The sequence below is a fragment of the Mucilaginibacter sp. L196 genome, assembly GCF_009765905.1.
Classification (GTDB): domain Bacteria; phylum Bacteroidota; class Bacteroidia; order Sphingobacteriales; family Sphingobacteriaceae; genus Mucilaginibacter.
Map to the genome: position 1 here is coordinate 490,427 of NZ_LMUO01000019.1, position 20,908 is coordinate 511,334.

The window sequence follows — 20,908 nt, forward strand, 5'->3', positions numbered from 1 at the left end:
ATGAAGAAAACAGATATAGCCATTGTTGGAATGTCATGCATTTTTCCGGGTGCCGCGGACAAAGATGCCTTTTGGCAAAATATTATCAATAAGGTTGATTCTATCAAAGTAGTTCCTGCGGAAAGAATTGACGAAATTTATTTTGATCAGGGTTCGTCTGGTGTCGATCGTTTTTACTGTAATAGGGGTGGTTTTATTCCTGATTTTGAGTTTAATCCTGCGCACTTTGGAATATTACCTGTAGCTGTTGAAGGTATGGAACCCGACCAATTATTAACCCTGAGCCTGGTATATAACGCATTGGAAGATGCGGGTGTATTTGAAAAAAACAGATCTCTTGAAAAAGCCGGAATTATTATTGGTAAAGGAAATTATGCAGGTCCCGGAGCTACGCGTGCAATCGAAATCATCCGTACTGGCGAGCAAATCGCGATGATTTTAAAAGCTGCTTTGCCGCATTTAACTGAATCGGAAATTGAAAAAGTAAAGAAAGACTTTCAAATACGTAAAGGCCGTTTTGGGCCCGACACAGCTATGGGGCTTATTCCCAATTTAGTTGCGTCTTTAGTAGCAAACAGGCTAAATATGGGTGGCATAGCCTATACGCTTGATGCAGCCTGTGCCAGTTCATTAATTGCTATTGATCATGCTGTTCAAGAATTAAACAGCAACAGGTGTAATATGATTGTAGCCGGAGGGGTACATGTTGGGCAAAACGCTGCTTTTTGGAGCATATTCACCCAATTAGGGGCACTATCAAAAAAAGGGGAAATAAAACCTTTTGATGAACACGCCGATGGATTAATTATTGGTGAAGGATGTGGCTTTGTAGTATTAAAGCGAGTAGAAGATGCTATTGCTGATGGTGATAGAATTTATGCCGTAGTAAAAGGAATTGGTGTAAGTAGTGATGGTAGCGGCAACAGCGTAATGAGCCCGTCTGTAAAAGGGCAGGTTAAAGCAATTAAACAAGCTTGGGAAAACGCGGGGATCTCTACCGGTAAAATAGGATACATTGAAGCACATGGCACAGGAACACCTTTAGGAGATAAAACAGAATTAGAAACGTTATTACAAGTTTTTGGTAGTAATGAACTATTGCCAAAAGCGGGTATTGGCAGTGTAAAGTCCAATATTGGGCACGCGATGCCAGCTTCAGGCATTGCAGGGCTAATTAAAACATCATTGGCATTGTATCATGATACTCTTCCTCCCACATTGCATTGTAATGAGCCATTGCAGCAAATGAAGAACACTCATTTTGAACCTGTACAAAATGCTCAAGTTTGGAGTACCTGTGGCTTACCCAGGGTTGCAGGGGTTAATGCTTTTGGCTTTGGAGGTATCAATGCACACGTAGTGCTCGAAGGTTATAATTCTGAAAAACTACAGCCTGTTGTTGCTAATAAAACAGATGCTGTTTTATTGCTTGCCCGCGATAGTAATGAAGCGCTGATAACTGCTATAGAATCAAATGATCAGGAAAAGGGCGACGGAAAATATCGTATTGCCATATTTGACCCCACTCCCGAAAGACTTAAAAAGGCGGCTAAAATAGCTGCTAAAAATATGCCATGGCGTAATAAACAGGATATTTGGTACACGAACAAGCCTCTTTTAATAAACGGCGGTAAAATAGCATTTGTATTTCCGGGTCTTGACGGCTTGGCCGGGGGCGAGGTTGAAAGTGTAATAGCGCATTTTAACATTCCGCAGGATGAAAAAACTAAAGGCGAAAGTTTATTACATGAAGCATTAGGCATATTAAATAAAAGTAGCGTATTAGATATCGCTCTTAAAAAAATGGGCGTTCTGCCTGACATGAACGCGGGGCATAGTCTTGGAGAATGGTTAGCTGCCAGATCATCGGAGTTGGCTGAAGAATCTTCGGTATTAAACTTGTTAAATTACCTTAACCCTGAAACTTTTGATTTAAAAGATTCGCGGTTTATTGCCGTAGGATGCGGTCTTGACAAGCTTAATCCCATCATTAAAGATATTCAAAATTTATACCTCTCAAATGATAATTGCCCGCAGCAGGTGATTCTTTGCGGAGATACTACGGCAATTGCCAGGCTGATCCCGATTTTAAAAGCGCAGCAGGTATTTCATCAGGTTTTACCTTTTCAATCGGGGTTTCATTCGCCTTTTATAGCTGATAAGCTGGATGTGATATTAGAAGGTATGAGTAATATACAGTTCCGGAAAACTAAATTTCCGCTATGGTCTGCCACCACTTTAGAGCTTTACCCCGAAGGTTTTGAAGCCATAAGGCAGTTAAGTGTTGAGCACCTGTTAAAGCCGGTACGCTTCCGCGAGCTTACCGAGCGGCTTTACCACGAAGGAGCGAGGGTGTTTATACAGGTTGGTTCAGGAGGATTAATTGGATTTATTGATGATACTTTACGGGGTAAAGATTATAACGCGGTATCCTCCAGTGTTCCGATACGCGGGGGTATGGCACAATTACAGCGCGTGCTCGCTGCTTTATTTATTGAAGGTAAAGAAATAAGTTTAAACTTAATGGGGTATGGAAACGCCCGTGCACCTGTTAAAAACGGAATTATGCTTCAACTTGGGTCGCCTTTGATAGGCAACCTTACAAGTATCAAAGATTTAACTTTAAAACAACCTTTAAATATTAATAGAAAAGAAGTGCTGTTGCAGGACGCTGCACACCCGGTGATGCAAGCTTTCAATGATAATGTAGCAGAAATGATTGATATGCAAACAGAATTGCTTCAGTTATTCCAAAACAGATTAGTGCAGCCTGCAAAGCCACTTGTACCTGTAAAACCCGAACATGCAGTAAGGGTGCCATTTTTTAAGGAGTTAGATATTACGTTACATAATTGCCCTTATCTGGTTGATCATTCATTACTGCGGCAGCCCAAAAACTGGCCTAATGTTGATGATATGGACCCGGTTATACCGATGACTATGATTTTTGAGTTGTTTGCTGAAACTGCAGCAGAACAGGCACCGGGGGAATTGGTACAAAAGATTATGAATGTTAAAGTGTTTCAATGGATGAATGTAGCCAAACCATTCAGAGAAACAATTGCCGGCGAATGGAAAAGCCAGCAAGTAGTTTATTTAAACTTAGAGCGTTTTGCCAATGCTGAGTTAGTATTAGCCAATCAATATGCTAAAATATGGGCGCAAAATTTCGATACGGGGGAATTATTAGATATAAGCAAAACCAGTGAGCAGATATATGAAGAACATATGTTTCATGGCCCTGGTTATCAAGGGATAAAAAAAATAGTAGCAGTTGGTGAAAAAGGCATTACCGGTATTATTGAGGGCGGTGTAGGCAAAGGATCACTGCTGGATAATGCTGGGCAACTATTTGGCTTATGGCTGCAGCTTACGCTTACTAAGGACCGTATAGCTTTCCCCGTGAAAATTCAGGAAATAGAATTTTTCACTGATTTTAAAGATCAGGCTGGTGAATTTGAATGCACTTGTGTACTTACCGAACTGAACGATGAATTTGCCACGGCTGATTTTATGATGAAACGGAACGGGCAGGTATGGGCCATTATAACCGGCTGGCAAAACAGGCGGCTTGAAATTGATGAAGCTTTGTGGAAAGTATCCATGTCGCCTTTAAATAATTGCTTATCTGAAGAAATTGCACCTGGGGTATTTATGTTTCATAATGCGTATAGCCGTGTAGTTTCATGGGATTTTATACTAAAAAGATATTTTAATCAGGGCGAGAAGAAGCATCACAACTCCTTGTTGCCCAATAAGCGAAAAGAATGGATCATTAGCCGGGTGGCGGTGAAAGATGCAGTTAGAAATCTGCTGAAAAAAACAAAGGAGCAACCCTGCTTTCCGATAGAATTTGAGATCAAAGCCAGCGAAGTTGGCAAGCCTTACCCGGATGGTGGCATGACCAAAGATATTCATATATCTATCGCTCACAAAGGAACCGATGCAGTGGGTATTGCACAATATGATAAGTCAGTCGGCATTGATATTGAACGTATTGAAACCCGTAGCGAAGGCTTTTTTGAAATGGTGTTTTCAGTAAGTGAACAAGACTTACTGGCAGATAAAAACAAAGATGAATGGGCAACCCGGTTTTGGGTGGCTAAAGAGGCTTACGGCAAGTATTTGGGAAAAGGTTTGCAGGGCAACCCTAAAGCGTATACAGTAGAATCAATTATTGGGGATGATTTAAGCATAAACGGAATCACAATAAAAACAATCAAACATAAAAATTATATAATAGGATGGACAATATAGCAGCAGCAAAGCTAAATAACGATGAGATATTTGATTTGATGAAACAGTTTATTACAGAGGTAATAGGCGAGGAGTTTGTTGAAGAAATGGATATCACGATGGAAAGCTCTTTTACCAAAGATCTTGAAATGGATAGTATTGAAATTGTGTCGTTCTCAGAAAAAATAAAGGCACACTTCGGCGATCAGATTGATTTTACCGGCTGGTTGTCAAACATGGATCTTGACCAATTAATCAACCTTGATTTAGGCACAATTGTTAATTACATTGAAGAATGCCAATAATTAATATAAATAACAGAAAGGTACATATACAGGAATTGAATAAAGAAGGCCGGGAAACCGTACTGTTAATTCATGGCATGTTTAGCAATCTTTCTGTTTACTATTTTAATATTGCACCCATTTTGGCCAGGCATTTTCATGTGGTGATGTATGATCTGAAAAGTCATGGTATGAGCGAAAGGGTAACCCACGGATACGACCTGAATAGTATGACAGATGACGTGCTGGATTTGCTCAATAGTTTGCAACTATCTTCTGTGCATGTAGTTGGGTACAGTTTTGGCGGGTTGATTGCTTTAAAAATGGCCATCCGTTATCCGGATAAAGTAAAAAAACTGGTGCTAATAGAAGCCCCGGATCCTGACGATGATAAAACCCGGGATATTATTGACGATTACAACAAGGAGTTTTTAGAACACTATGTTGAAAATTTTACGGATACCACCAAAGTTAAAATGGGAAAACGGCAAATGGAGCGCAATCATCGTATGTATGAATATCTATTTCATGAAACCACTATAAAAAGTGATATGCTGATTGAACGTGATTTTTTTAAAGCAGAGGAACTGCTTAAGGTATCCAAAGAAACACTATTGATTTATGGAGCCAGCTCCAATTGCCTGGATGCTGGTAAACAACTGGAAAAAAAGCTGAAGCATTCACAATTATTGGAGTTGAACGGTGATCATAATATCCCCATACAAGAACCGGTAATTGTTGCAAATAAAATGGACTCGTTTTTAAAACAAGCAATATTAAGCCCCCTGTAGTAATATGGCAAAATTTGTATTTATAGTTCCGCCCTTAACGGGCCATATTAATCCAACCATAAGCATCGGAACAGTATTGTTGCAGCTTGGGCATGAGGTAGCTTGGATTAGTCTGGATAGTTCTTTACAGACAAAACTTCCTGAGGGAGCCAGACTGCTGTTAATACAATATGCAGAAAATGATCAGCAAAAGCAGGATAGTGAAAAATACCTCGATATTATCACCAAAAAAATAGTTTATGGTATAGATAGTATTAAGTTTTTATACGAGGACGTATTTATACCGCTTAATCGCTATAGTTATGAAGGTATTTTGAATTTGCTCCACCAGTATAAACCCGATTTAATTATCACCGATCATCAAATGTTTGCAGGGGCTATAGCGGCGGTTAATAAAAATATCCCTTATGTTACTTCTGTTACGGCACCTGCTGCTATAAAAGTGATGGATGAGCTACCAAAGGTTCATGAATGGGAGGTGAAGCAAATAGTATCCCTTCAAAAAGAATTGGGTATTGAAGGAGACGGCTCTATCGCCTGTTCAAACCTAATGACCCTGGTGCTTACATCGAAAGCATTTTTTGGTGAAATGACATTGCCAGACAACTATGTATTTGTTGGGCCTGTGATACATGAAAGAAAAGACAAAATTGCATTTGATTGGGGCAAATTAGAGCTAATGGAAGGCCGGCCTAAAATACTGGTAAGCATCGGGACGACTTTTGCTCATGAGCATAAGAAAGACTTCTTTAAAAAAGTTATCGAAGCCTTTGGAGAAAAACACCTGGTCGTAATTGTAGTTGCCGATCCTGACTTAGTTGATTTATGGCCTTCAAATTTCATAGTGCAGCGCCATGTTCCGCAATTAGAACTACTCCCGCATCTTGATGCAATTGTATGCCACGGCGGACATAATACGGTATGTGAGGCCCTGTTAAACGGCTTACCAATGGTGGTTATTCCAATTGCTTATGATCAATCTCACGTGGCCGGCAGAGTAGTCAGAGTCGGGGCAGGTTTAAGATTAAACTTTAATCGCTTTAAAGCCAATCACCTTGAAGATGCAATGAGCGAAATTTTAAATAATACCATTTATAAAGATGCATCGAAACAAATAGGTGCATCTTTCACTGCCGCCGGGGGCACTGCACATGCAGCAGGGCTATTGGTAAAGTTGAGTGTTAATAAATCAATACAATTATTAAATAATTAAAAATATATGTCGAAATTTTTATTTGTTGTACCTCCATTTTTTGGTCATGTAAGCCCTACGCTTAGTATAGGTGCCAGTTTAATTGCGCGCGGGCATAATGTTAAATGGTTTGGTATAACACCTTTGGCAGATAAACATATACCGGCAGGCGGAGAATATATATATTCTGAAACTGATTTACTTGAACACCAGGAAGAGCTCCAAAAAATACTAAAGCGCCAGGATGATGGCCCCGCTTGTTCGGGCCCCGAAGTAATGAAACTTGCCCTGGAAGAAACCTATATACCAATTGCCCGCATAATGATGAATAGTTTGGGTAAGGTAGTTGACGATTGGAAACCCAATGTAATTGTGAATGACTGTATAACCTTTGCTGGTGCATTATGCGCTCATATTAAAGGGATACCTTGTGTAACAACAACACCTGTTCCGCCTGATGTTATGGGCAACAGTGCCGAAAGCACCCCTAAAATATTTGAATGGCAGCAAAATCTGGTTAAAGGATTGCAGCAGGAGTTTGGTGTATATGGTGATGAAATAGTGATTCATTCAAATAAGATGAATATCGTTTTTACTTCGCAGGAGTTTGCCGGTATTACTGATCCTATGCCACACATGAAATTTGTTGGCCCGGTAAAAGGTAGGCCAAATAACGCTGCTTTTGATTGGGAACGCCTGAAAATAGTAACAACACCTAAAGTTTTTGTTTCGTTGGGTACTTTATTGGTTGATATAAGGAAAGAGTTTTTTCAAAAACTTATTGATGCCTTTGCAGGTACAGAACTTACAATAATAGCAGCAACCAACCCTGATATTTTTGAACAATGGCCGGATAACTTTATAGTTAATGGCTTTGTTCCTCAGGCAGAATTAATGCCCGAAATGGATGTGGTGATATGTCATGGTGGTTTTAATACCGTTAATGACACTTTTATGAACGGCTTACCTATGCTTATCACACCAATTGCCTATGATCATTTTCATACTGCTAAACTGATTGAAAACGCAGGTTGTGGCATAAAAATTCGCTATAAACGGCTACGTACAGTGGATATGAGAAATGCTGTATTTGAATTGTTGGCTAATCCGAAATATAAAAGCGCAGCGCAAAATGTGCAGGAAACATTTATAAAAGCAGGGGGTAATGACCGGGCGGTACAATTGCTTGAAGAGTTTTCAAATAGGGCGCAAATGGTAGCATCTTTTGATTAATACCATGAAAAGAAAATTGCTATTTGCTGAGCGTATGCTTCACGGAGACGGAACTGAACCTTTTAATCTAGTGCTTCCTGTAAAAATAAGAGGAGTTTTTCCTGTTGAATATTTGCCCTGCGCGCTTAAAAGATTACAACAAAAGCACGCTTTATTAAGGGCTGTAGTTGAAAATGACGAACATGGCATGCCTTGGTTTATAGTCAAAAACGAGGTTGACGAAATTTCTGTCAGAATTATGGACCGTATAACGGACGATGATTGGCAAGTCGAATCTGTAAAGGAATGGTCGAAGGCATTTGATACCGGCGACTCCCCGCTAATGCGACTGGTTTGGGTAAAAGGACCAGAAGTTTCCGAATTACTTTTGGTTATGCACCATTGTTTTTGTGATGGCGAAGGTGCAATGTCCATTTTAAATGATTTGTTACGGCTATTGTATAACCCGGATTCAGATATTGGTGATCCGCATGATATTTTAAGTGTTGAAGATATAATACCGGCAGATGTACTCAAAAACAAATGGAATATTATAAAAGCAAAAATGATTGGAGCATTAGCAATAGTTGGACTGAAATTACTACCCGTAAATAAGAAACCGCATATAAAGGGGGATAATCATATCATCAACTGGCAGTTTGATAAAGAATTGAGCAGCAGGTTATTTAGTAAATGCAAATCAAAAGGCGTTACTGTAAATACAGCATTGTGTATGGCTGTGTTAACTGCATTTAAGACAGTAAGGAAAGAACAATTTTGCAATAAAATTTCATGTCCGGTAAATATTCGCAGGTTTATGCCTCAATTAAAAAAGGATGACACTTTTGCATTTGGCTTAATGTTAGTCGTTTCGCTTGATAAAGGGCTCGATTTTTTCACCAACGCCAAAAAAATTCAGACGAAAATTAGTCGGAAAACCGAAAAATTAAATCCTTACAGCACCCTCATGGCAATGGAAAATGCGCATCCTGCCCTGCATAACTTTACCAGGCTATTAAAAAAATCCAAATCAAGCAACGATTGTATGTTTTCAAATTTGGGAAGGATAAATATTCCTTACGAGTATAAATCCTTTACAATAGAAACCATATTTAGCCCATCAGTAATTGGGCCCTTAGGCAATACAACTACCTTACTTACTTCTACCTATAAAGAGATAATGGATTTTACTTTTATAGTAAGCGAAGGGTATGTTCCGTATGTTGACGCTTTAGCTATAAAAGACAAAATAATAGAAATAATTTCAACACAACTTGCTATTTAAAATGCGCGGTTTGATATGAGAAGAAAATTAATTGTTGGCGAAAGGATAATGTATGTTGACGAATATACGCCACTTAATTGTGTGTTTACTGTTAAAATACGGGGTGATTTTTCGGAAGGGCTATTACGTAACGCATTACATAAAATACAGCAGAAGCATTATTTATTGCGAACAACAATTAAAGAAGATAAAAAGGGAATCCCATATTTTGTTTTGAATGATAACATTGCCGAAATTTCGGTAAGGTTAGTTGAAAGGAATAATGATGATGATTGGAAAATTCAGTCTAAAGCAGAATTGGCGGATTTATTTATTGATGAAAATAAACCACTGATCAGAATTGTTTGGATAAAAGGTGAAAACGTATCAGACCTGTTATTAACTTGTGCGCATTGTATTAGTGACGGAACATCTTTTGCATCATTAATGGGTGAACTGCTCTTGTTATTAGATCATCCGGAAAAAGAATTAGCCGGTTATCCTTTTTTTAATTCGGTAAAGGAATTAGTTTCAGCATCATTTACCGCCAACGGCAAACAAATTTTTAAGGCCCTGTTATTTTCGGGTTTGGCAAAATTGTTTTTTCTTTTCAAGCCCACCCGTGTTAAAAAGCCATTGGGTGATAACTATATGCTTCACTGGAAATTAAATACCGAAGAAACGTCGGGGTTAATGGTTAAGTGTAAAGTTAATGGAGTAACGGTGCATGCTGCTTTATGTGTTGCCTTTTTAGAAGCATTTAAAGAAATAAAAGGAGGCAAAGCACATGGCAAGGTAATTTGCCCGGTTGACATACGAAGATTTATCAAAGAGATAAAAGACGACAATATGTTTGCATTTGCCCCTATTACCGAACTTACGATTGATAAATATGGCGAAATAGATTTTTGGTCGAAAGCAAAAAAGTTAAAGAGCGATTTGGACAGTAAAATAGCGGCGATGGAAGTTTATGAATTACTGGCAATGAGCGAGTATTTTCAAGGTTCGGTAAAAGGGATGATAAAGCTTTTAAAATCAACTGAAGGCAGTCACGATATTACCCTTTCAAATATGGGGAGATTAAACATTCAGGAACAATATGATTCTTTCGAAGTAGAGACTATTTACAGCCCCAATGTATCAATGCCGTGGAGGAATGCCAATACTGCCGTGATATCTACATTTAAAGGACAAATGGACTTTGTAATTTGTTCAAACAATAGCTTTTTAAATGAAGCAGAGGCCGAAGCTATAAAGGATAAGGTATCACAATTATTGTTAAAGGAAGATATAGTGTTTTATGCTTAAACAACATAAAGATGATATTACGTTCAGGAAATTTATAAGGAAGAATCTTCTTCGGTATATTTTCCCAAATATCATTTTCAATAGCTGTATCCCATACCTTACTCTTAGAAGTATGAATACCGTTTATTTGTTCCAGGGCAAGTATTGTTTTGCTAGATTTTTACTACCTATGGCATTGCTGTTGCCCTTTATCATTACCTATGATATTTTAAAAAGAATTGTTGTTTTTTCTCAGCGAGATGATACTATATTGGAGCTACCTGATCGTTTTACAAAAAATAAATTCATGTTTACTATGGCGGCTATTAATGGCGTGGCTACATTAATTGTTGTTTTAACGATTACGCTATGCGTGCAAATAAATATCCCCGATCATTACGGCTTTAACGGAACAGCGCTCTCTGTGCTCCTTGGTATTATTGCAGGGATACTTTCTATAATTTTTGCACTTTTGCCGATAAAAAAAATCATCCTCTAACTTCCAATGGATATTCCGGCGTCATTGATTACATCATTCCGGAATTACAAATAGACAATTCCGGAACACTGTGATCCTATTAATTTATTGACTGTTAATGCCAATTTTTCCAGATAGTCAACACAAATAGATGTTCTATAGCGTACGGAATAGGCTGGCCAGCCACCCGGAATATCCACGCTTATTGATGATCGGAATAATTTCGTGTAGGAGGTAACGGCTCTGCCGGCGGTTGTTACGCAGATTCTCCTGCGCCATCCGAAACAGCTTGACAGCACAATGCGGCTGCTTGACTTAACGTAAACCTGTCATTCTCACGCCCGGATTTGCGTTAAGATAAGCGGTGTTATAAGTGTGATGGGATGTGTATTATAATAAGTTAGTATTTATGAAGTCAATAATGGATTATCCCGCGAGATCAAATCGCTCTTAAACGCGAAATCTCTTTTCATTTTACCCAAAAGGTCATTAACAATCTCTTCGTGCTGAAATGGTTTAAAAATGATTGCGGACATCAGCAGACCATCTTGCTAGTTCAACCGCTATGACATAAAGACAATTATTATCTGACTAGTATTGTCATCAACAATAGAGTACGCTATCGTGGCATTATGATATTCTATAATACGCTTCACTATTCCCAGTCCAATACCGCTGCCTTCTACATTGCCAATGTTACTTCCTCTGTAAAAAGCCGTAAAAAGGGTGGCTGTATCTTTAACATCAGGCGTTTCGCCACTATTGGTAATAATAAGTTTAATTTGTTTATCGTGCTGAATTATTATACATTCCGCTACGCGGTTATCCGAATAAATATAGGCATTTTTAAACAGATTGGTTATTGCTATTTTTAACAGCGTTTCATCGCCTGCAATTTCAAGATCAGTTTCCTCAGCAGTATTGTTTTCTATTTCAAATTTCAATCTGAAATCAGGATACATACCTGAAAGCACGGCAGCGCTTGAAAAAACAACTTCATCAAGCCGCAGACTTGCAAAAGAAAGGCGATGCTCCCTGCTGTTTATATCGGCAATGGCCAGCAGCGAACTTATAACTTCTGAAAGCTGGAAAGTATCCTGAAATATGTTTTTTAGATTAGCTTTAGTTGCGGAATCGAGACGCTTCTTGCGTGAAAGATTTTCTATCTGGGCAGAAATACGGGCCAGTGGTGTCCGGAGTTCGTGCGAGGCATTATTTGTAAATTCCCGCTGCCTGTTGTAGGCATTATTGATCCTGTCCATCATTTGGTTAAAAGAATGCGCTAATGTATTCATCTCGTCCTCTTCATCTGTTTGTGATAGCCTGACCTTCAAGTTGCCGTCAGTTATCCCTTGTATTTTTTTGCTGAAATTGTCGAGAGGCTTAAGCGCTTTTTTGCTTAGGCTAAATGATAACACCCATACTATTATTGTTCCTATCAAAAATGCTCCAAGCAATAGAAATCTTAAATAATTCAAGTTTTTATCAAAGCTGTCTTCGGCTGATATAACTACATAGTAAGCTTTGTTATCGATAACATTATACAGGCCTAATAGTACTTCGTGCCCTCTTTTTTCAAATACACGGTGTTTAACCTTAATGGTTTCAAGTTCGGCGGCCGACCAATAAAACTTTGCCGTATCACTGCTGTTGTATATCAGCTTTTTGTTGCCATCGTATACCTGGGTTTTTTCATTATACAGATCATTAATGGTATTGCGGTCGATAATCTTTTGCATATTGTAATCAACTTCCTTAACCTGGATAAGCAGCTTAGCAGTGGTTTCTGCTTTTTCAGCAAGACGGGCGGTAAATTCATCCTGCCTGAAATGGGAAAAAAGATTATATACGGTAAAGGTAACTGTAGCCAGCACTATGGAGAACAGGCAGCTAAAGATGAAGGAGAACCGTTGTTTTAAATTCATTTAAGATAATAACCAAATCCGGCGCGGGTATGCAGCAGTGCTTTTGTATGCCCTTTATCAACTTTATTGCGCAAGTAATTCATATATACTTCAATGGTGTTGGTGCCGGTTTCAAAATTAATGCCCCAAACTTTGGTGGCAATGGTTTGCTTGGAAACCGGTTTGCCTTCGGCCAGGGCCAGTAATTCAATCAGTTTATACTCCTTTGGGGTAAGCTTTATAAGTGCCCCGGCTCTGGTCACTTTCATTTCACCCGTATAAATGATCAGATCATCAATAATAACCGTGGGCATACCATTTTCCCGCGGATAGCTTCGCCGTAATAATGCCTTTATACGGGCCAACAACTCTTTCAGGTAAAAGGGTTTTACCAGGTAGTCATCAGCTCCGGAGTCAAATGCAATAATTTTATTTTCAACATCACTGTAAGCGGTTAATATAAGAATTGGTTTTGACTTATTGGTCATTCTTACCTTTTTACATACTTCGATGCCGTTTAGCAGGGGGACATTTACATCAAGTACATAAAGATCATAGCTTTCAATTTGCAAATGCTTAAAAAACAGTCCCCCATCATATACAATGTCACATAAAAGATCTTGGCTATCGAGATATATTTTCACTTCGTTAGCCATTTTATAATCGTCTTCCAAAAGCAAAATCTTGTACATAAGTTGATAAAGCTATTAATGTTAACCCCGTTCTGTGAATATAAGAAACATTCCGTTCTATAAGCAACAAGAACCTCCGCCATAGGGCGGAGGTTCTTCGGGCAAAGCTAAAAATCCATACTCTAGGAAATAGCCCCTCGAAGATCATCACAAGGCAATAACCCCGGTTTATTAAGTAATGTTAATTTCAAAGCTTTACCTGCTGCTGCTTTTCCTGCCTCATCGGGCCGGCTTTATTATCACTGCGGATTTATTGAACGATCATTCTTTAGCTGATTTAACGGTTTTGATGATGACGGCAGCTACTTTGTATGGGTCAGCAGCTGAATTTGGACGACGATCTTCAAGGTAACCGCTCCAGCCATGATCTACCGCGTAAAGAGGAATACGGATAGAAGCACCACGATCAGATACACCATAGCTAAAATCGGTGATAGAAGCAGTTTCGTGTTTACCCGTTAGGCGCATGTTGTTATCAGCACCGTAAACAGCTATACACTCAGCAACTGCGGGGCGGAAAGCCTCGCACACAGCTTCAAGTTTAGCTTTGCTGTTTGCTGTACGTAATAATGTATTTGAGAAGTTAGCATGCATACCGGACCCGTTCCAGTCTAATTGACCAAGCGGTTTACAATGCCAGTTAATTGAAACTCCATGTTTTTCACCTATTCTTTCCAACAGGTAACGTGCAACCCAGATCTGATCGCCGGCTTCTTTAGCGCCTTTTGAAAATATTTGAAATTCCCACTGTCCGGCGGCAACCTCAGCATTGATACCTTCAACGTTCAAACCCGCTTCCAAACAAGTATCCAGGTGCTCTTCAACTATTTCTCGGCCGTAAGCATTCTTGGTGCCAATGGAACAGTAGTAAGGGCCTTGCGGGCCTGGGTAACCACCAGCCGGAAAACCAAGGGGTTTGTTGGTTGCAGGATCCCATAGGAAATATTCCTGCTCAAAGCCAAACCAAAAATCATTGTCATCATCCTGGATAAGCGCACGGCCGTTTGACTCATGCGGCTGCCCTTTAGAATCCAATACTTCGCACATTACTAAGTAAGCCCTTTTCCTTTGCGGATCAGGAACAACAAATACTGGTTTTAATATACAGTCTGACGAACCACCTGGCGCCTGTTCGGTTGAAGAACCATCAAAGCTCCAATTTTCCAGATCTTCTACTTTGCCGTTAAAATTTTCAACGATTTTTGTTTTGCTACGAAGGCTTTGTGTCGGTTTGTAGCCGTCAAGCCAGATGTATTCGAGTTTTGTTGCCATTGTTTGCTTTTTTTAGTGAGGTTGTTGGATAATAAGATATTTTATTTGCCGGTATCTTGCAAAAAATGCATCCGGCTTGTTTCTGATATGTGGTTCGTTTAGCAGGTGAACTACAGTTCTTCATCATGTTGACTTACATCGAGACCTATGAGTTCTTCCTCTGGAGTTACACGCAGTGGACTAATCAAATCGGTCAGCTTAAGCAGGAGAAGTGACCCGAAAAATGCAAAAACTGAAACAGCAACCAAGGCGACTAAGTGTTTACCAAACAAAGAAGTATCTCCATAAAATAAGCCGTCCGTCCCTGCACTGTTTACACTTTTGGTAGCAAATATGCCGGTAAGCAACATTCCCATCATACCACCAACACCGTGACAAGGAAAAACATCCAAAGTGTCATCAATGCTGGTTTTTGAGCGCCAGATCACAACCAGGTTACTTACTACTGCCGAAACTATGCCAATTATTAAAGAACTTGATACGGTTACAAAACCCGCAGCAGGAGTAATTGCGACTAAACCTACCACCGCGCCAATACAAGCACCTAAAGCAGATGGTTTTTTTCCTCTTAATACATCAAAGAATATCCAAGCCATAGCAGCGGCAGCGGAAGCCGTAGTGGTAGTAGCCAAAGCAGTAGCTGCCAATTCGGTAGAGCCTAACGCGGAACCCGCATTAAATCCGAACCACCCGAACCAAAGTAAACCCGTTCCTAATATCACGTAACTGATACGGGCTGGTGTATGAGGAGCCTCCGCTGCATAACGTTTCTTTAAGTATAAGGCAGATGCCAGGGCAGCCCAGCCGGCAGACATATGGACAACGGTTCCACCGGCAAAATCAAGTACTCCCATTTTATAGAACAAACCATCAGCATGCCATGTGGCATGGGCAAGTGGAGTATAAATAAATATGCTAAAGAGAGCAATGAAGATAAGATATGAATTGAAACGGATACGTTCAGCAAAAGCGCCAGTAATTAATGCGGGTGTGATAACGGCAAATTTTAACTGAAACATCGCAAAAAGTATCACAGGAATAGAACCCCATGCTACACCCAATGTGTTTTGCATCATAAAAAACGACTTGGGGTTTCCAATAAGCCCCAGGCCGCCGACGTCAGTGCCAAAGGCGAGGCTGAAACCAAATACCACCCAGATAATGGTAATCAGCCCCATACAAACGAAACTTTGAAGCATAGTTGAGATTACATTTTTCTTACTAACCATGCCGCCATAAAAGAACGCCAGGCCGGGAGTCATTAATAATACCAGGGCTGTAGAAATAAGCAACCATGCTGTATCCGCCTTATCGAACGGGACTTTGGTCGGTGTCAGGTTAGCAGCGGGAAATAAGAGGGCAAGTATTACAACAATAATAAGAATGCCAAAAGGTATAAGTTTTTTCATGTTTAAAATTTTAGTTTAAGTGTGTTAAAATGAGTGATTATTTATTAAGCCTTTTTTAAGTTTTCGTTGAACAATGGCTAAAATAGATGTATAATTAATGTGAAAACTTAAAAAAACCTTAGAATTTAAAATGTATGTCGGTAATTGCGTGTATTTGATTTAATTTTATTGAAAACAAGCATTTTTTATTAAAATACTGGTCAAAAAATTCTTTAAATAAGTAAAAATCAGAGTTTGTGATAAAATATTAGCGCTTTTAATAAATTTTATATGATTTCGACAACCTTTTATATGTTTTTACTTGCCGCTGTTCTGATTGTGCCTTTAATTGGACCCAAAAAGAAGACAAATAAAAAATTTGCAGAGCGGGATGCAAAAACGCGCTCGGAGTATGGAGTTTCTGAATACGGAGATATTTGCTTGCTTGATGATGAGAAGAAATTCTGATCAATTTATACCCGCCTGTTATCAAAAAAATAATTCCAGCCGTTGCTGAAGATTTAAAAGTCCGGAAATAAGATACATCAGACCCTATGATTTTTATGAATCGCGCCTTTAAATACAATGATGGCGAACCAGTAATTATTTACCATCAGACGTAGGGCAAAGATGGGAATACGCTATGCCCAGGAATCAGGAAGATTCGTACACAGATACTACCAGATTAACTATCGAATCTACAAAAAAGGCACAAGCGTAAAAACATTTAAAACCAGTGATCTAAAAGCACTTAAAAATACAATCAGTTGTTAATTACAAATTGTTACATCCTGATACCATAGTAAAAGGTGCGCAAACCGTGATAAATAAGACAATTCTGCCTAATACGGAATCAGCTATGAATTTGCCCATTGGGAATGCGGCCATTCGCTATCTTATTATTAAGTTACAAAAAGACACAAATGAAAATTATGAACAGGCACTACGATCAACAATTCTCAAAATTGAATTTGATGGAAAACAGACTGTTTGGTGTCCGTTGGGGGATTTCTTCGGAAGCGGGGTTGGTGGTCATCCATTAAAAAGTTGGTATCGTTCGGTAAAGATAGCACGCTGAATTGTAATTGGGTAATGCCCTACAGTAATTCCGCCAAAATAACCATTATTATACAGGTATCGGTAAAGTCATTATTGCAGTAAAAGCGGTAATTGCCAAATATAGGTGGGACAAGAATACAATGTATTTTCATGCGGACTGGAGAAACGAAAATAATGTAGCCATTAAACAGAGTGAGGCGGATAGGCCAACAGATTGGAATTTCAACAGCATAGTCGGTAAGGGGGTTTTTATTGGCGATACCTTTGCAGTTTACAACCATATGCATAAATGGTATGGGGAGGGCGATCAAAAGTTATGGGTTGATAATTCCAGTTTTCCAGACGAGTATGGCACTGGCACGAAAGATTATTACAACACTTTTTGGGCACCCGTAGTATTGTATCAAACACCGTTTGCAAATGCGCCGCGAGCAGATAATCCAGACTCGTATGGGTACAACACCTTTACTCGTACAAGAAACCTGGACGCAGTGCCTTTTAAGAAATCATTCCGTTATAGCCTGGAAACGCTGGGTTGGGAAAATGGTTTTGCAGATTTTGCCGCGACCACTTACTGGTATGGATTTCAAAATGCAATGTTATGGATTTGCAAAAAACATCTGTTTTGAATGTTGTTATTCAGAATAAGAATGTGGTATTACCTGGCAGCAATTTTGCGGTTTCTGTTACCAGTGCATCGTGCCGTGGCAGTGCAAATGGTTCCATCGGCATTAAAGCTCAGGAGGCGTTAAACTATACTGTTATAGTGACCGGCCCGGGAGGGTTTAACAAGAGCCTTACATTTACCGATAGCCTGACTATCAATAGCCTTGATACAGGTGCATATAATGTATGTATAGGTATATCTGGGAATAGTACTTTTCAGCGGTGTTACTCGGTAACTGTAACTGAACCGAAATTACTTTCGGCATATTCAGTTGTAAATCAAACCTCACGGACAGTGACGATAGATTTGGCAGGGGCTAATATCTATTACATTAACCTTAATGGAAAAATGTACCAAACTAATGCTAACCAAGTGAACCTGCCGCTAAATAACGTCGCCAATCAAATGCAAATTTACACCGACAAGAAGTGCCAAGGCGTAATTCAAAAGGTGATTGACATGAATGTTATCGCTGTTTACCCGGTGCCATTTACCAATATGTTGAATATCGACCTGGGGGGCAGTAAGGTACCAACTGTTGGGGTAAAAATTACTAACTCATTTGGCAGAATAGTTTATAACAAGGAGACCATAAATAACGATGGCAAATTGCAAGTGGATGTATCTAATTTAATGATCGGTGCTTATGTGCTAACACTTAATCTTAATTCCACATTAGTTGTATTTAAAGTTGTAAAATAATGAGATACTTTTTTTTAATATTAGGACTTGGGTTAGTAATGGCGGGCTGCGGCGGCGGCAAAAATTCAGACAATATATCACCCACACCACCGTCTCCAAAGGCCGCTGCATTAGTCTTCCCGGCGCAGAACGCGATTTGTGTGTCAGGTACAGTTATTTCCGCATCGCAGAGCACGATTCAGTTTCAATGGAACAACGGCCTTAACTCCGACAGTTATGTGGTTGTTACAAAAAATTTGCTGACAGGCGATACGCTGGCTACAAACACAGGAAGTAACAGCGCTGATATACAAGTCAGTCGAAACACACCTTATTCATGGTATGTTGTGTCTAAGTCTAATCAAAGCAGCAGCACCGCAAAAAGCGACACCTGGAAATTTTATAATTCGGGGGCGGGAGTAACCACGTATGCGCCTTTTCCTGCTGATAATTTAAGTCCGGTAACTGGACAGAACATTGCTGTGCCACCATCCGGCGAAATTACATTAAACTGGAAAGGCGGGGCTGTCGATAATGATATCGTGGATTATGATGTATATTTGGGACTGACGGCATCGCCCCCGCTCTATAAAAGCCACGTCACAACGCAGGGGATAAGCAATGTAGTGATAAATTCAAACGCCACCTATTATTGGAAAATCGCTACCCGCGATAGTAACAACAATACCTCCACTTCGGATGTTGTAGAATTTACGACAAATTGATAAAGGAGTTTACAGCTATTTGAATAATTTAATGTAGATTTTTGTAGCCATAGCGAATCGAAAACCTGAAAGTATGATTTCAAAAGGCTCACCTTCACAAATCTAAAAAAAATGCTTTTTAATATTGGTCGAGCCCTCCCAAACGGGCCTCGAACCTGTTAACTGATCGTAGTTAAAATTCTCATACCCTCTATTAAGTGGTTCGACTTTATTTGGGGAAACATCCGGATTTGCGTAAAATCGCCGGGGAAGTGAATGTCGCCTCATTTCGCCTGACGACGATGGAAACGATTTCAAAGCATAATCTTAAAACGGAAATTACTGAATGGTATAATATTGTCATGTGGCAGGGGCTTGCTGAAACTGCCGGTAAGCTACTAAGCAAAGGACAATTAATCTACCTGGGAGGCAAGTTCAGGGCCCGCTTTTTTGAAGATAAACAGGGCATCAAAAAATATACCACCGAAATCATAGTAGATCATTTTACGGTATTGGGAAATCAACCTGCATCCCTATTTTACCGGAAGAAGCAGCATCCTGCTACTTAAAAAAATCAGCAAGCCTTTAATCTAAAGATTTGAGGCCTTTTAAATTTTGGCCAATTGCTTTAGCAATAAAAAAAGGTGTACGTTTATAATTTTAGTTACTTTTATTGCCCACATATTGATTTAACAAAGATCTTGAATTTACATGACTGAAGGTTATTCACCTATTGATAATAGTATTGCCAAAGGAATTGATTTTTTGGAAGAGCACCAGTTACACAACGGCGAGATTATTAACTATTTTTCTACCAGCGAAGATTTAAAAACCGATTGCGTAAACTATAGCATCACTTACGCCACTTCCTTCACCTGCCACTCGCTAACTTTTCTTTCAAAAAATGATAAAGTAAAAAAGATCATCTCCAAAGCAGCCGACTTTTTATACGGGCAGCTTTATTATGGAGTATGGAATTTTTGTGCTAATTATCATCATTTATACAACATTGTCCCTTTTGATGTTGATAGCACTTCACTGGCAGCGTCAGCTGTTCTGGATGCGCTTGGTGGCTACTCAGGTGATAAGGTCACCGCTAAAATATTGCTTGCTAACCGGGATAAAAAGGGGCTGTTTTATACCTGGATAGTGCCGCGCCTGGCGACGACCTATAACAAGCGTTTTCTTAGGATAGCCTCACATGTTTTTTTAAGTCCGGTTGAACATACTATATTCTGGAATAAAACCTCCTGCAATTATGCTGACAATGATTTAGGTATAAATGCGAATGTGTTATCGTATTTAGGCGACATACCGGAAACACAACCCATAATAACCGCAATTAATACTGCCATTTTAGAGAATCGCGAAGCAACTTGCGATAAATGGTATTATAACCCGTTTGTTATTTACCATTTATTCTCGCGCAATTACTACAAAGGCATCACCAAGCTGGAACCTATACGCCAGCCAATCATTGACAGGATAATTTCCCAAGCTGAGGACAGTGGTTGCCTTGGCGGAAATTTATTTAATACAGCTTTAGGCGCTTGTGTTTTACAAAATTTTCACCACCAGTCTCCGGTGTTAAATAAAGCAATACAGTTTATAATAAAGGCCCAAAATACAAATGGCAGCTGGGAGCGTTGGGCACATTATTATGCAGGTAATATGTATTTATATTTTGGCTCGGAAGAAATTACAACTGCTTTTTGCCTAGAAGCCTTAAGCAGATACCGGGATTTATCTGGTAATAACTAACTGCTATTCTTATATTGAAAAGTATTTCGAATAAAA

General features: G+C 39.3%; 19 protein-coding genes. 15 read left to right on the top strand and 4 right to left on the bottom strand.

The window, feature by feature from the left end; genetic code table 11:
- From GSQ74_RS18465 to GSQ74_RS18500, 8 genes are all read left to right on the top strand, one after another.
- A complete protein-coding gene (locus GSQ74_RS18465; RefSeq protein ID WP_158995692.1) occupies positions 1-4,257 on the top strand; it encodes a type I polyketide synthase in 4,257 nt (1,418 codons plus the stop codon).
- Positions 4,245-4,541, top strand: a complete 297-nt coding sequence (locus GSQ74_RS18470) for an acyl carrier protein (RefSeq protein ID WP_158995693.1) — start codon at positions 4,245-4,247, stop codon at positions 4,539-4,541. The genes GSQ74_RS18465 and GSQ74_RS18470 overlap by 13 nt, the downstream gene beginning before the upstream one ends.
- Positions 4,532-5,311, top strand: a complete 780-nt coding sequence (locus tag GSQ74_RS18475; RefSeq protein WP_158995694.1) for an alpha/beta fold hydrolase — start codon at positions 4,532-4,534, stop codon at positions 5,309-5,311. The genes GSQ74_RS18470 and GSQ74_RS18475 overlap by 10 nt, the downstream gene beginning before the upstream one ends.
- Positions 5,312-5,315: 4 nt before the next feature.
- On the top strand, positions 5,316-6,524 hold the full coding sequence (locus GSQ74_RS18480) for a glycosyltransferase (RefSeq protein WP_158995695.1): 1,209 nt from the start codon (positions 5,316-5,318) through the stop codon (positions 6,522-6,524).
- 6 nt (positions 6,525-6,530) lie between these two features.
- On the top strand, positions 6,531-7,736 hold the full coding sequence (locus GSQ74_RS18485) for a glycosyltransferase (protein WP_158995696.1): 1,206 nt from the start codon (positions 6,531-6,533) through the stop codon (positions 7,734-7,736).
- A 4-nt stretch (positions 7,737-7,740) separates the two neighbouring features.
- A complete protein-coding gene (locus tag GSQ74_RS18490; RefSeq protein WP_158995697.1) occupies positions 7,741-9,000 on the top strand; it encodes a condensation domain-containing protein in 1,260 nt (419 codons plus the stop codon).
- A 15-nt stretch (positions 9,001-9,015) separates the two neighbouring features.
- Complete coding sequence (locus GSQ74_RS18495) at positions 9,016-10,287, top strand: condensation domain-containing protein (RefSeq protein ID WP_158995698.1); 1,272 nt, start codon at positions 9,016-9,018, stop codon at positions 10,285-10,287.
- A gap of 112 nt (positions 10,288-10,399) precedes the next feature.
- A complete protein-coding gene (locus GSQ74_RS18500) occupies positions 10,400-10,765 on the top strand; it encodes a hypothetical protein (RefSeq protein ID WP_158995699.1) in 366 nt (121 codons plus the stop codon).
- A 542-nt stretch (positions 10,766-11,307) separates the two neighbouring features.
- Here GSQ74_RS18500 and GSQ74_RS18505 read toward each other — a convergent pair.
- From GSQ74_RS18505 to GSQ74_RS18520, 4 genes are all read right to left on the bottom strand, one after another.
- Positions 11,308-12,669 carry a HAMP domain-containing sensor histidine kinase gene (locus GSQ74_RS18505; RefSeq protein WP_158995700.1) on the bottom strand — a complete coding sequence of 454 codons (1,362 nt, stop codon included), beginning with the start codon at positions 12,667-12,669 and terminating at the stop codon, positions 11,308-11,310.
- Positions 12,666-13,340, bottom strand: coding sequence for a response regulator transcription factor (locus GSQ74_RS18510; protein ID WP_158995701.1), 675 nt, complete (start codon positions 13,338-13,340; stop codon positions 12,666-12,668). Before GSQ74_RS18510 ends, GSQ74_RS18505 begins: the two co-directional genes overlap by 4 nt.
- A gap of 261 nt (positions 13,341-13,601) precedes the next feature.
- On the bottom strand, positions 13,602-14,612 hold the full coding sequence (locus GSQ74_RS18515) for a glutamine synthetase beta-grasp domain-containing protein (protein ID WP_158995702.1): 1,011 nt from the start codon (positions 14,610-14,612) through the stop codon (positions 13,602-13,604).
- Between the two features lie 110 nt (positions 14,613-14,722).
- A complete protein-coding gene (locus GSQ74_RS18520) occupies positions 14,723-16,021 on the bottom strand; it encodes an ammonium transporter (protein ID WP_158995703.1) in 1,299 nt (432 codons plus the stop codon).
- 270 nt (positions 16,022-16,291) lie between these two features.
- Here GSQ74_RS18520 and GSQ74_RS18525 point away from each other — a divergent pair, with 270 nt between their 5' ends.
- The 7 genes from GSQ74_RS18525 (at position 16,292) to GSQ74_RS18555 (ending at position 20,872) form a co-directional block, all read left to right on the top strand.
- Positions 16,292-16,468 (top strand): hypothetical protein, encoded by a 177-nt coding sequence (locus tag GSQ74_RS18525; protein WP_158995704.1) that lies wholly within the window; start codon positions 16,292-16,294, stop codon positions 16,466-16,468.
- Between the two features lie 391 nt (positions 16,469-16,859).
- A complete protein-coding gene (locus GSQ74_RS18530) occupies positions 16,860-17,078 on the top strand; it encodes a DUF2961 domain-containing protein (protein WP_158995705.1) in 219 nt (72 codons plus the stop codon).
- A 91-nt stretch (positions 17,079-17,169) separates the two neighbouring features.
- Positions 17,170-17,688 carry a DUF2961 domain-containing protein gene (locus GSQ74_RS18535; protein WP_256366321.1) on the top strand — a complete coding sequence of 173 codons (519 nt, stop codon included), beginning with the start codon at positions 17,170-17,172 and terminating at the stop codon, positions 17,686-17,688.
- The gene (locus GSQ74_RS18540; protein WP_158995707.1) at positions 17,661-18,428 is read left to right on the top strand and encodes a T9SS type A sorting domain-containing protein; all 768 of its coding nucleotides are present in this window, start codon (positions 17,661-17,663) and stop codon (positions 18,426-18,428) included. Before GSQ74_RS18535 ends, GSQ74_RS18540 begins: the two co-directional genes overlap by 28 nt.
- Positions 18,428-19,132, top strand: a complete 705-nt coding sequence (locus GSQ74_RS18545; RefSeq protein ID WP_158995708.1) for a hypothetical protein — start codon at positions 18,428-18,430, stop codon at positions 19,130-19,132. Before GSQ74_RS18540 ends, GSQ74_RS18545 begins: the two co-directional genes overlap by 1 nt.
- 197 nt (positions 19,133-19,329) lie before the next feature.
- Positions 19,330-19,680: a single-stranded DNA-binding protein gene (locus tag GSQ74_RS18550; RefSeq protein ID WP_256366312.1), complete on the top strand. Its 351-nt coding sequence runs from the start codon at positions 19,330-19,332 to the stop codon at positions 19,678-19,680.
- Positions 19,681-19,822: 142 nt separating this feature from the next.
- A complete protein-coding gene (locus GSQ74_RS18555) occupies positions 19,823-20,872 on the top strand; it encodes a hypothetical protein (RefSeq protein WP_158995710.1) in 1,050 nt (349 codons plus the stop codon).
- Positions 20,873-20,908 lie beyond the last annotated feature (36 nt).